General features: G+C 41.8%; 11 protein-coding genes and 1 riboswitch. Of the genes, 5 read left to right on the top strand and 6 right to left on the bottom strand.

Translation table 11 applies throughout. From position 1 onward, the window contains the following. The first annotated feature begins 35 nt into the window (after positions 1 to 35). Positions 36 to 1,724, top strand: a complete 1,689-nt coding sequence (locus E1160_RS03005; protein WP_218048674.1) for a methyl-accepting chemotaxis protein — start codon at positions 36 to 38, stop codon at positions 1,722 to 1,724. Between the two features lie 43 nt (positions 1,725 to 1,767). Here E1160_RS03005 and E1160_RS03000 read toward each other — a convergent pair whose 3' ends face one another. After that, positions 1,768 to 2,661, bottom strand: a complete 894-nt coding sequence (locus E1160_RS03000; RefSeq protein WP_155153514.1) for an alpha/beta fold hydrolase — start codon at positions 2,659 to 2,661, stop codon at positions 1,768 to 1,770. A 4-nt stretch (positions 2,662 to 2,665) separates the two neighbouring features. Further along, the gene (choX, locus tag E1160_RS02995) at positions 2,666 to 3,619 is read right to left on the bottom strand and encodes a choline ABC transporter substrate-binding protein (RefSeq protein WP_155153513.1); all 954 of its coding nucleotides are present in this window, start codon (positions 3,617 to 3,619) and stop codon (positions 2,666 to 2,668) included. Positions 3,620 to 3,738: 119 nt separating this feature from the next. Here choX and betI point away from each other — a divergent pair, with 119 nt between their 5' ends. Then, on the top strand, positions 3,739 to 4,386 hold the full coding sequence (gene betI, locus E1160_RS02990) for a transcriptional regulator BetI (protein ID WP_155153512.1): 648 nt from the start codon (positions 3,739 to 3,741) through the stop codon (positions 4,384 to 4,386). 75 nt (positions 4,387 to 4,461) lie between these two features. Here betI and rpmB read toward each other — a convergent pair whose 3' ends face one another. Continuing rightward, positions 4,462 to 4,752, bottom strand: coding sequence for a 50S ribosomal protein L28 (rpmB, locus tag E1160_RS02985; protein ID WP_155153511.1), 291 nt, complete (start codon positions 4,750 to 4,752; stop codon positions 4,462 to 4,464). A 464-nt stretch (positions 4,753 to 5,216) separates the two neighbouring features. On the opposite strand from rpmB, the gene E1160_RS02980 reads away from it, so the two are divergent. Next, positions 5,217 to 5,744 carry an acyloxyacyl hydrolase gene (locus E1160_RS02980; protein WP_155153510.1) on the top strand — a complete coding sequence of 176 codons (528 nt, stop codon included), beginning with the start codon at positions 5,217 to 5,219 and terminating at the stop codon, positions 5,742 to 5,744. 113 nt (positions 5,745 to 5,857) lie between these two features. Then, positions 5,858 to 7,276, top strand: a complete 1,419-nt coding sequence (locus E1160_RS02975) for a tetratricopeptide repeat-containing glycosyltransferase family protein (protein WP_155153509.1) — start codon at positions 5,858 to 5,860, stop codon at positions 7,274 to 7,276. Here the strand turns inward: E1160_RS02975 and E1160_RS02970 are convergent, their stop codons facing one another. Continuing rightward, positions 7,277 to 8,170 carry a glycosyltransferase family protein gene (locus E1160_RS02970; protein ID WP_155153508.1) on the bottom strand — a complete coding sequence of 298 codons (894 nt, stop codon included), beginning with the start codon at positions 8,168 to 8,170 and terminating at the stop codon, positions 7,277 to 7,279. Between the two features lie 125 nt (positions 8,171 to 8,295). Between E1160_RS02970 and E1160_RS02965 the strand changes: the two genes are divergently transcribed. Continuing rightward, on the top strand, positions 8,296 to 9,348 hold the full coding sequence (locus E1160_RS02965; RefSeq protein WP_155153507.1) for a COX15/CtaA family protein: 1,053 nt from the start codon (positions 8,296 to 8,298) through the stop codon (positions 9,346 to 9,348). Between the two features lie 17 nt (positions 9,349 to 9,365). Here the strand turns inward: E1160_RS02965 and E1160_RS02960 are convergent, their stop codons facing one another. Both E1160_RS02960 and E1160_RS02955 read right to left on the bottom strand, forming a co-directional pair. Continuing rightward, positions 9,366 to 11,069 carry a methyl-accepting chemotaxis protein gene (locus tag E1160_RS02960; protein ID WP_155153506.1) on the bottom strand — a complete coding sequence of 568 codons (1,704 nt, stop codon included), beginning with the start codon at positions 11,067 to 11,069 and terminating at the stop codon, positions 9,366 to 9,368. 185 nt (positions 11,070 to 11,254) lie between these two features. Continuing rightward, complete coding sequence (locus tag E1160_RS02955; protein ID WP_155153505.1) at positions 11,255 to 11,518, bottom strand: hypothetical protein; 264 nt, start codon at positions 11,516 to 11,518, stop codon at positions 11,255 to 11,257. 31 nt (positions 11,519 to 11,549) lie between these two features. Beyond that, positions 11,550 to 11,765: riboswitch (cobalamin riboswitch) on the bottom strand. Position 11,766: the final 1 nt, after the last annotated feature.

The raw sequence follows: 11,766 nt of genomic DNA, 5'->3' as shown, positions 1-11,766 counted from the left end.
AACATAGACTTCATAGGATTATGGGGAGCCGGAAAATGATAAAAAACTTAAAAATGCGTGCAAAATTTGGAATCCTCCTCGTCCTGATGGTCTTTAGCTTAACCATTATTTCATTTTTAGGCTCTTCAACCATTTTTTCCGTTATGCTGGAAGACAGAAAGGATAAGATAAAATCTGTTGTTGATTCCGCAATCAATGTTGCCGAAGGCTATCAAAAGAAAATTAATGAAGGTATTCTTACTAAAGAGGAAGCCCTGCAAAGATACTATGAAGTTGCAGCCGATATAAAATTTGATAACGGCGCAGGCTACCTATTTTCCTATGATGGAAAAGGTATCGCACAAATGCATGGCGCAGCACCAAAACTTGTAGGCAAAGATATGTCACAAGTTAAGGATCAAAACGGATTATTTGTAATTCAGGAATTACTCGCGGCATCAAAGGGTAAGAATAATGGCTTCTTTAGCTATGTCTGGGCCAAACCAGGTGAAGATAAAGACGCTGCCTTTGAAAAAGTTTCCTATGCGGCACCATTACCATGGGGTCATCATATAGGTACAGGTCTTTATGTTGATGACCTAGAGGCTGCGGCTCTTTCAATCCTGTTTGAATTTGTCGGCGTGGCTGTCATCAGCTTAATTGTTGTTTTAATTATCGGATATCTAATTAGTCGTGACTTTGCGAACACCTTGCTAGGTTTACGTGAAAACATGTTGGCGATTGGCAATAAAGACTATAACCAAGAAATCACAGGAATTGGCCGCAAGGACGAGTTGGGAGAAATGGCTGACTCAGTTGTCGGTTTCCGTGACCAAGCAAAGCATAACGATGAACTTCGTAGCCGACAGGATCAGATTGAAAAAGAGAATACAGAACGTCGCCGCCAAGACACCTTAGCCATGGCTGACAGCTTAGAAAGCCGTATTCGCAATGTCGTTGAAAGTGTAAATAAATCAGTTTCCCAACTTCAAGGCACGTCTGAACGTATGGCATCTAACGCCACCCAAACCACCGATGAAGCCGGGGAAGTGTCCCGCGTGACAGCAGAAGCGAGTACAAATGTGGAAACAGTTTCTGCTGCAAGTACAGAACTCTCTTCTTCCATTCAAGAAATCTCTCGTCAGGTTGCACAAGTATCCACCTCTTTGCGCGACGGTGTGGAACAAGTAGAAGAAGCCAACCGAGAAGTATCCGGTCTTTCAGAAGCCGCGCAATCTATCGGAGATGTTGTCAATCTTATTCATGACATTGCAGAACAAACAAACTTGCTGGCTCTCAACGCGACCATTGAGGCGGCCCGTGCAGGTGAAGCAGGTAAAGGCTTTGCGGTTGTAGCGAATGAAGTGAAAAACTTGGCCAGCCAAACATCTAGCGCGACAGGTCAAATTGAAGATCAGGTTAAAGCTATTCAAGGTCAAACTGTTGCCAGTGCCGAAAACATCAATGCAGTAACTCAAATGATCAATACTATTGATGAAATGGCAAGCGGCATTGCCTCCGCGGTAGAAGAACAAAATGCGGCAACAGGTGAAATTGCGATGAATGTTGAAAATACAGCCACCGCAACACGTAATGTGAGTGAGCGTATTGAGTTAGTTGCAAATGCAGCAGAACAAACTAGCGCGCTGTCTCAAGAGCTACACACCGTTGCACAAGATTTAGAAAATGAAAGTAACGAAATGAAGCGTGAAGTAGACAACTTCTTGTCAGAGCTACGCAGTTAAATAACCCAAAATATTAAGCCCGGATAGATAATCCGGGCTTTTTCTATTTAGAATGAACCTCTGCAAGCCAATTAAGTACTCTCATGCCTAATTCGTCGCTTAAATAATGCCCATGCTTTGGTAGAAGCTCTAATCGGGCCAGAGATATTAATCTTTTCGTATTCTCTGCATGTGTATGATGGATACAAGTATCTTCCATTCCATGTAATATTAAGGTTGGGACATGTATCTGCTCTAATAATTTCTGTCGATCAGTCGTGCCATAGATAGCTTTCGCCTGTCGAAATATCCCCCCTGGGTTATAGCTACGTTCTACGAGTTTTTGAGTTTCAATAAAAAGCTTCTTTGTGTCAAAAGGCGCATTTCCAAGAAAATATTGGCTACTCTTAAATAAGCGATAAGTATATGTTTCAATATCATGCCGAGCATTGTGCATGGTTTCATTCATCACACTTTCAGCTTCCTTAGTCGCCCCTAAAGGCAATGTCCCACCACTACTACATAGGCATGCCAAAGCTTCAACTCTCTCCCTATGTTGAGCTGCTACAATTTGCGCAATCATGCCGCCCATAGAAAACCCTATACAGCTGAATTTGCGAATAGATAAGTGATCAGCCAAATCTATGATATCGACAGCCATATCAAATAGATCATATTCCATCCCTCGTATATCACTTAAATGCCAATCAAAATTTTTCGCAGTCTCTTCATGAACAGGACCATATCTAGCTGATTTCCCCGCGTCGCGATTATCTAGTAATACTAGTCGATATTTTCTTGATAAGGCTTGAATGAAACCAACAGGCCATTCCACAAGCTGCATGCCTAGACCAACGATTAAAATCAGAACCGGAGAAGCAGATTGTCCTATTTCCACATAACATATCTGCTTCCCGTTTATGACTTCATTTTTTTCTTCAGAAGCTTTGAATAACATCCGACTATAAGCCTAATGACTTCTTCACAGAGGTTAATCCATCTGCACCATCCTGTGTTTTTACATTCTTAAGCCAACCATCCAAAAGATTGGCATTCTCTTTTATCAGCAAAATACCAGCTTCTTCCGGGCTCATACCATCTTCTAGAATATATCCCATCCCCTTACTTTCCATCGGAACGTCAAAGGTCAATTGGCTCAGGAGTTTTGATACATTCGGGCATTCATCGATATACGTTTCACGTACTTGCGTATAAACAGAAGCACCACCAAAATTTGGACCATAATGGTCATCGCCACCCGTTAGATATTCAATCTCAAATCGTGTATTCATGGGATGAGGGGCCCAGCCGACAAAAGCAATCCATTTATTTCGGCGTATAGATCGATCGACTTGTGCCAACATGCCTTGTTCTGAGCTCTCAATCACTTCCCAGTCCGTAATTCCAAACTTCGTGTCATTAATAACATCAAACATTAGCTCATTTGAACCCGCCTCAAGGCCATAAAGCTTCTTATCAAATTTATCAGCATGTTCTTTCAGATCACTAAAGTCTGTGACGCCTGCCTCATAAACGAATTTCGGCACAGCAAAAGTAAATTTCGCACCGTCCAAATTTTTGTGAATTGTTTTGATTTTCCCTGTATCTTTGTAGGTTGCAAAATATGTTTCCATGGCTGGATCCCAGTAACCTAAGAATACATCGAGATCCCGGTTCACCATCGCTTCATATATGACTGGAATACCAAGTACCTTGGTTTCTGTGTCATATCCTAGCCCCTTTAGTATGACTGAAGCTGTTCCAGTAGTTAGTGCCAAATCTGTCCATCCTGGTTCTGCCATGCGTACAAGGTCACATGAATTTTGGCTATCAGCAGCGACACTTGGCACAGCCCAAACTGACGCGACAGCAAGTAACGGTGCAATTATTTTCTTGATATATTTTTGCTGATTCATTTCGTCCTCCCTGAACGATTAAAATATAAACTTACCAAATGGTATGTAAATATATTTATTGTTCAGTATTGCTTAATGAGTCAACAAAAATTATTCTGCAATAAGAAAGGGGCTTATCGATGGGTCGGAAAAATATTGCAAAAATTCGCCGTTCGGAATTGGCGATTACGGCATATCAAACTCTCACAAAATATGGCATTCAGGGAACTACACTACATAGGGTCGCTGAAGAGGCCGGGATATCTAAAGCAGGGATTCTTCATTATTATAAAAATAAAGATGAATTGTTAGAGGCAGCGATGCGCGAGGCAAATTCGGTCGTCAGGAAAGAGGTTGTCTGTCTCTTCAATGTAGCTCAAAATCCATGGGAAAGAATATACGCGATCGTACAAGCAAACTTTTCCCATACATCCTTTAAACCCGAGGTTGCCCATAGCTGGATCAACCTTTGTGCAGAAGTTCCCTTCAATATGCAATTTCAACGCATACAGGCAGTTATTTATCGCAGAATGTATTCAAACTTATACTCCGCATTAAAACAAATTACGACCACAGCTCATGCAAAACAAATAACGATGACATTGACGACTGCGATAGATGGGTTATGGCTTCGCTGCGGCTTACAATTAGGTGGTATTGATCGGGAAACAGCCCTTGCTGAAATTGAGTTTCTATTAACTGCGATATTACCTCAATCATCAGATCAACTCTTAGCGCGCGATAAGATGATCGAAGCTGCAAATATGTTGCAAAATTTGCGAACATAGCAAATTTAAGACAAAAAAAAGACCCGATCAAATTGATCGGGTCAAGAAATGCTTCAGCAAATATGCTTTATCTAATTAAGATGCAGCAGCTGCTTTTTTCTGAATGCGACGTTTGATCTTTTGCGCTTCAGCTGGAAGTTTGCGATTTGGTGTGCCCAATAAGAAAGCATCCAAGCCACCTTTAACTTCGATTGTGCGTAATGCACGTGTAGACAAGCGCAAGCGAACATCTTCGCCTAAAACTTCGCTCATCAAACGTGTTGTCTGCAAGTTTGGCAGAAAACGACGACGAGTCTTGTTAATCGCGTGAGAAACGTTGTTACCGCTCATCACGGTTTTGCCGGTGATCATACAACGACGAGCCATGGGATTAATCCTTTACATAGCAATTAGCGTCTTTTGACGCCTTTTCTTACTTGATAACCAAACAAACTTGTATCACTACGAATCAGTTTGGCGCGAAAACTCGGAATATCCATATAGTTATGGGATAAACAAAGCACCCCAATAAGACAATAATCTTATAAAAGGCGCGCTCTTTTACGCTTGAAAGACAGATTGGTCAATACCCCAAGCCATTACAAGCATCATCAAAGCTATACTATATGCGCCCCTCAGTAATTTTCCTTATCAATTTCAGAACGTTGCATTCTTGTCACGATATCCAGCCAAATATGATTTTCTTTAATTTAACTTGAATAAATACTTTGCCATCCCCCATAATTTGAGTATACCTAACCTAGATTAATGAGAATTCTGCAAACAAGTTTATTTTATACACATATAGTTTGTTTGTTTATTTTAAAGACAATGGATCAAGTGAGGTAGCCGTGCTGAGGTTATTGGGGAAGATTGCTGCAGGGGCAGCATTAATTTTTGGAATGAGTTCTGTTGCGTTTGCACAGGAACATGATTCTTCATATTTGCGTGTTGGTGTTGGCTATTACGATGCTTTGAACGGCGATGATGAAGATCAAACTGCAACCGGTCATGTTGAACTAATTTCCGGTAGTGAGATTTTCCATCTTAACCCATTCGTAGGTGTAATGGGTACAGGTGAAGGTGCTGGTTATATCTATGCAGGTGTTCGTTATGACTGGTATGTAACCGATAACATTATTATCGCACCGTCATTCGCCCCAGGTATCTATTCTGATGGCAATGGTAAAGACCTTGGACATGCCATTGAATTCCGCTCAGCAATCGAAGTTGCTTATGAGTTTGATAACAACGCACGTATTGGTGCATCCCTTTACCACTTATCAAATGCAGGTATCGGTGACAGCAATCCTGGTACAGAAGTTGTTACACTTCATTATTCTCACCCAATTGGTGAAGTTTTGAATGTTTTCGAATAAATCTTAATTTAAGATTTCTTGAAAAACCCCGCATAGTTGATGCGGGGTTTTTTATTGGGCATTCCAAGCAAATCACTTTAATCTATAGACTATCAATTCAATAGGTAGATGATATGAGCCAAGCTGTTTCCATTCAATCCTGTCTGCAAAATGGCAATATCATGGGTGCCTTAAAACATGCAGAAATGTGGATTATTCATGAAGGTAGTAATGCTGAAGCCTGGTTTTGGCGAGGGACAGTTCAAGCCGCCGGAAGATTAGAAGATGAAGCCATTAAATCTTGGCAGAAATCCATTGATCTTATGCCAGATCATAGAGGCGCCAGTCACAATCTGACGATCGCCTTGATGAAGTCAGGGCAGCTTGAAAAAGCAAAAGAGCATCTTTTAAAAACCGAAAAGCTACTACCTCAAGACGGGCAAGTTCAAACTTGGCTTGGTCATGTATTATCAGGACTAAACGAGAAAAGTGGCGCATTAGACGCCTATCGAAAAGCAATAAAGTATTCGGGACGTGATCCACAGATCTTGAAACTTGCCGCAATGTGTGCCCGTGACTTAGCGAAACCTGAAGTCGCAGTTGATCTTCTGGCTCAAGCACTTGAAATGGCGTCAAGCGACCCCACGATTCGCTTTGAGCATGGCTGTATGAATCTAGCTCTTGGTAATTTTAAAGCAGGTTTTGCAGATTATGAAAGTCGGTGGACACGTGAAACCATGGATATGCCCAACCTCCCCATGCCTCTTTGGCAAGGTGAAAATGTTCAAGGAAAACATATTTTAATTCATGATGAACAAGGTATGGGAGATACGATTATGTTTGCTCGTTTTGTCCCTAAGATACTTGAATTAGGATGTAAAGTAACATTCTGGGTACGTCCACGCTTGGCCCGTCTGATAAGGTCCTTGCTTACAGAGACCAATTGCCAACAAATCAAGATAACAGATGCTGCGGACAAAACGGCTGATATACATTGCCCTCTTTTATCTTTACCACATTTCTTAAAGATCGATACAGAAGCCGAACTTCTTGGGTCAAAAGCGTATCTGTCTGCAGAAGAAAATAATCGACTACGATGGCAAGACACACTAAGAAATGCTGGCAGGAAAAAGAAAGTAGGCCTAATCTGGCAAGGAGACCCATCCTCTCAGGCAGAAACAGGACGGTCCAAAAAATTTGCGGATTATTTGCCGCATCTGCAATCTGACAGTCATTATTTCATCCTACAATGCCTTCATGGGAGGGAAGAGTTAGAGAAAATAAAATTACCAGAAAATGTTACTGACCTAGGTATGAAACTGGATCATGGAAATGATGCCTTTATTGATACGGCTGCGGTCATGGATCAACTTGATTTAGTCATCACAACAGATACAGGTCCAGCCCATCTGGCTGGTGCATTGGGCGTTCGCACACATTTGATTTTGCAAAAAGCACCGGAATGGCGATGGGGCTTCGACGGCAGTTTGACCCCATGGTATCAAAATATGACCCTATTCAGAGAAAACGTGAAGGGCGCGTTTAACTTTTAACTAAACTAACAGACCTGTCTCTATCATCTGTTCGCCGTTGCGTTCAAAACTCCTGGCGAAATTATCTAGCAAAATTTTCCTCAAATCTTCTCGAACAAACAACTTCAAATTCCCGGAAATACTTTTATCAAGGTGATCATATTTAAATTCTTGATTAAAATGCAATTTTCCAGATGAAGTTACATGGACAATACGTGATGCATATGGTGCACTTTCGGTCATAACATCTTCCAAAAATGGTCCATGTGCATTCCATTCACGACAATCCAGCATATTCATTTTGCGACTACCATTTTGAACCAATAAATTTAAACTACATTGTTCAAATAATAGCCATTGATGTTGTTTACGTGTCATGGCACCCCATAACATTGGAAGTTCCATACCATTCAAAATCATAACACCAGAATTCAGATACGCACTTTCCATTGGGCATCCCATCGCTGCGGCTAAATTCTTAAATGGTTCAATATCTGCCTCATGGGATTTGCCAAAATCATAAAAGCTTTGAAAGGTCATACCGCCGGCATCCTGACAAATAGAAATATCCGTGCCCGTTGCTTCCATTTCTTCCATAATCGAAGCCATTGCCGGGCGGAAGTCCTCGGTGAGAATCATATCACAATCCAGCCAAACAAAGCCGTCGACGCCAAGCGGCATTAAATAATCATATAACGAAGCTTTACGATACCAAGCATGATCATACTCTCTCAATTTCTCAGGCAAGGGTAACAAATGCCCTTGAGCCTCAAGATAGCGAGTCTGTGCATCTGTTAATCCAAAATCAGCAACATAGATTTTTTCATCGGGCATAAATTCATGCATGGATTCTAAAAAAATCAAAAGATTCGGAAAAACAAAATTATTAGCCCCAGTTACCAATGGCCACCGCATCCAATTACCCCTCTTATGCGTATTTATTTTAGCAATAAGTATGCGGGGTCTTGGCAAATTCCGCAAGGTGACTATTCTCTCAGCCAAACAAATAAACATAACCTTCATTCCATGGATACGAAGATATGACCCAACAAACTAAAACGGAACGCAATATTGGCCTTTGGCTGGCTCTTTCTGCGTTTATGGTTTTCATGATGATGATTATTGGCGCCATCACACGCCTGACTGAATCTGGTTTATCCATGGTCGAATGGCGCCCGTTTATTGGTTGGATTCCTCCCATCGGCGTAGAAGAATGGACACGGGTATTTGAGCTGTATAAGCAAACCAGCGAGTACCAACTTGCGAATTTTGGCATGAGCCTTGAAGAATTCCAGAATATCTTCTGGTGGGAATATATCCATCGTGTCTGGGGACGCATGATTGGCATTGTATACGGCCTTCCATTTTTCTGGTTCTTGTTACGAGGTCAAATTCCTAAAGGTTACAAACGTCATTTCACAGCCTTACTCTTGCTTGGGGGTTTTCAAGGTGTGATCGGTTGGTGGATGGTTAAAAGCGGATTTGTTGATCGCACAGATGTCAGTCAATATCGATTGGCAACCCATCTGGGGGTCGCCTTCTTGATCCTAGGCTACTTAATCTGGGTTATGCTTGATTTCTTAGCCCCAATTGAACAGGGCCGTAAAGCGGTACAACGAAGTTTTCGCCGCGTAGGTGCCATGGCCCATGCGGTTATTTTCTTTACCGCCATAAGTGGTGCACTCGTTGCGGGCTTAGGAGCAGGTCGTGTATTTAACGACTGGCCATTTATGGATGGCGAATTCTTCCCAAATGGATATTTCTGGCGTGACCCATGGTGGATCAATTTCTTTGAAACAGTGCAATCTGTGCAATTCAATCATCGAAGCATGGCGTATCTGACAGCAATTGTGATCATCTGGTTATGGATCGCCTCTAAACGTCATGATCTTGCCCCACGTGCGAAAAATGCCATAAATGCATTATTTGGCATGCTTATCCTTCAGATAGCACTTGGCATTTCTACATTAATGCTAGCCGTACCCATGCATTTGGCTGTGACCCACCAAGCGGGAGCGGCAATTACATTCGCCCTGTCAATCTGGGTTATGAAAGAACTAAGAGGACAGAGTGCTTCCTATTTTGATAAATAGGAAGCTCCTCCTATGGATTATCTAGGTTTATATCCAATACGTAGATTACCCCATTGGCGACCCTGCACCATAATCGGGGTTACTAAATCTTTCATAAGGACATAACTGCCCCCGCCCATATCGCGCAAATAACTTTGCACGAGATAGGGTTGCTTATTAGCACCTGCCGCCGCACCAGTTCGATCTGCAAAGATACGACGATTGCGACAATTTCCGGCATTCCATACTGGGTCGTCTGGCTTCTGTGTTTTATTGTAAATCACATTATGGGTTGGCAGATATCCATTCATATCCACAGCTGCACAAAATACGACTTTATCATCAAAATCCAAAATCGGCTCTTGTATCGTGGGTAATACCCTATCCACGAAAGAAATATACTTCGTTACATGTTGTTGAGGATCAGAGCCTTCTACAGGGAGATAATTTGTATCGAACAAATCTTCCGAACTGATTTCACCTCGACGTATCCCTTCTTCAAATACCTTGGAAATCTGCCCTGCGGCTTCAGCATTTATACTTATGTAAGGCTGATCCATAACATTTTCAGATTGGATAAACCGCATCACTTTTGCACGATCTTCGGATGCGATTTCACCGTAAACTTTCTCATCTCGCAGTTCACCAAAATTCATTAATATATGAAGATCAGGCATCAACTCTATCCGCATAGATTTTTGGGCTAACTGACTTGCGAAAGGCTCAAATACATATCCCCCAGTATCTGCGAGATTCTGCACATCAAATGCACCTATACCATCAACACGCCCACGCATCGAAAATGGAACATGGCTCAGCATTTGGTTCTCTGTTGTATCATCTTCTTCCAATGCAACAGCCAAACGAAGTTCCATTTGCACAATCTGATCATGCACTTCTTTTGATTTGCTATGTTGATTATCACAAGTTGTCTCAACATTTGCCATTTCTGCAGATAGATTTTCAATAGCCTCCGTTACATTATTTGTACTGAGAGCCGCACGCTGTGCGTTTTGTCCAATTTCCTGAACAGCTTCTACCTGTTCACCAACTGTGTGATTGACTTCACTTGTATATTCTTCCACTTCCTGAATAGCAGATGAAATATTCTGAATTGCGTCAACAACCTGTTTGGTGACAGATTGAATCTCTGATATCTGATCCGTAATATCTTTTGTCGCATCTGCTGTTTGGCTGGCTAAACTTTTCACTTCACCTGCAACAACCGCAAATCCTTTGCCAGCATCACCAGCCCTTGCCGCTTCAATGGTTGCATTTAAAGCTAAGAGGTTTGTTTGGCCAGCAATACCTGCGATCAACTTCACCACGTCGCCAATTTTATCCGATGCCGAAACGAGCCGCTCAATAACATCACCTGCGGCATGTGCATCATTGGCTGCTCCATGTGCGCGTTGGGCCGTTTTTTGAATTTGATCCCCAACGACACCAATTGAAACATTCATTTCCTCAGTAGCCGCAGCCATCGCGTCAACATTTTGTGTCGCCTCCACTGCGCCAGAACGCGCAATTTCAGATAACGCCCTCACAGCATCAATTGCTTTAGAAACTTCTGCAGAGTAAGCTTCAGCCTCGGCACTGGCTTCTTGTACATGATGTACGGTGCCTTCAAACTCACCTCGAATAGTATTTTTTAATGTTCCTAGATCTCTTAGTGCCGTAAAGGCAGCCCTTTCGGCCTGTTGTCTTTTATCAACAGTTTCAACCTGATTTTCTTCGGTCAATTCTTCATCTCCCTATTAAACCAAAACCACACTCCAACAAACTTTCCCTTGAATGGTCTTGGCTAGGCTTTTTTATTATTGACGAAGATTGGAACAGATTTTTAGTAAGATGGCTAGCAATTAATATCAACTTCAATAGATTAATAGTCTATTCGAGATAGGCTATTAAGTTAGAAATTCTAAAATCAGTTTGCTAAATGGCGATTACGTCGACGCCTTTTAGGAATAGCTGCAATATTTTCAGCAACCTGACGTAACATATGACGAAGATCTTTCTGTACTTCTTTAGGAAGATTTTCCAGTGGGCTATCTTGTTTTTCAAGAACTTTTTGTGCTTCCACTGCTGGAGAAGCATTTACAGGCATTGTTAAAATCCAATGCATAAAAACTTCGCGCGCCATTATCATAGACGCGTTAGATGACATAGAGCCAGATGTATCTTGATACATAATATTCCTTCCGGGGCACCCCGCCCGATGAGAGTTAATACGAATCACGGCAGGTTTCCTGGCTTTTGACCTATAAATACGCCTTCCCAAATTTCCTTAACGAAAACTTTAGTGGCCTGTATTCAACTTTCCATATTTCATCAATATGAAAACGATCAACTACAGTTGCGGGGGCAGCTTTGGAATTTGCTAAAATAGCAGCACCAAATTCCCTTTTCCTATCAAATAGGCACCGTAAAATTTATGTA

Origin of the sequence: Curvivirga aplysinae (assembly GCF_009711445.1) — a bacterium.
Lineage (GTDB): Bacteria > Pseudomonadota > Alphaproteobacteria > UBA8366 > Aestuariispiraceae > Curvivirga > Curvivirga aplysinae.
Note: the sequence above shows the minus strand (reverse complement) of the source record. Positions and strands in the feature narration are given on the sequence as shown.

Bases quoted from the DNA above. Each gene is read 5' to 3' on its own strand.
- E1160_RS03005 (WP_218048674.1), top strand. From the start codon at position 36: ATGATAAAAAACTTAAAAATGCGTGCAAAATTTGGAATCCTCCTCGTC.
- E1160_RS03000 (WP_155153514.1), bottom strand. From the start codon at position 2,661: ATGTTATTCAAAGCTTCTGAAGAAAAAAATGAAGTCATAAACGGGAAG.
- choX (WP_155153513.1), bottom strand. From the start codon at position 3,619: ATGAATCAGCAAAAATATATCAAGAAAATAATTGCACCGTTACTTGCT.
- betI (WP_155153512.1), top strand. From the start codon at position 3,739: ATGGGTCGGAAAAATATTGCAAAAATTCGCCGTTCGGAATTGGCGATT.
- rpmB (WP_155153511.1), bottom strand. From the start codon at position 4,752: ATGGCTCGTCGTTGTATGATCACCGGCAAAACCGTGATGAGCGGTAAC.
- E1160_RS02975 (WP_155153509.1), top strand. From the start codon at position 5,858: ATGAGCCAAGCTGTTTCCATTCAATCCTGTCTGCAAAATGGCAATATC.
- E1160_RS02970 (WP_155153508.1), bottom strand. From the start codon at position 8,170: ATGCGGTGGCCATTGGTAACTGGGGCTAATAATTTTGTTTTTCCGAAT.
- E1160_RS02965 (WP_155153507.1), top strand. From the start codon at position 8,296: ATGACCCAACAAACTAAAACGGAACGCAATATTGGCCTTTGGCTGGCT.
- E1160_RS02955 (WP_155153505.1), bottom strand. From the start codon at position 11,518: ATGTATCAAGATACATCTGGCTCTATGTCATCTAACGCGTCTATGATA.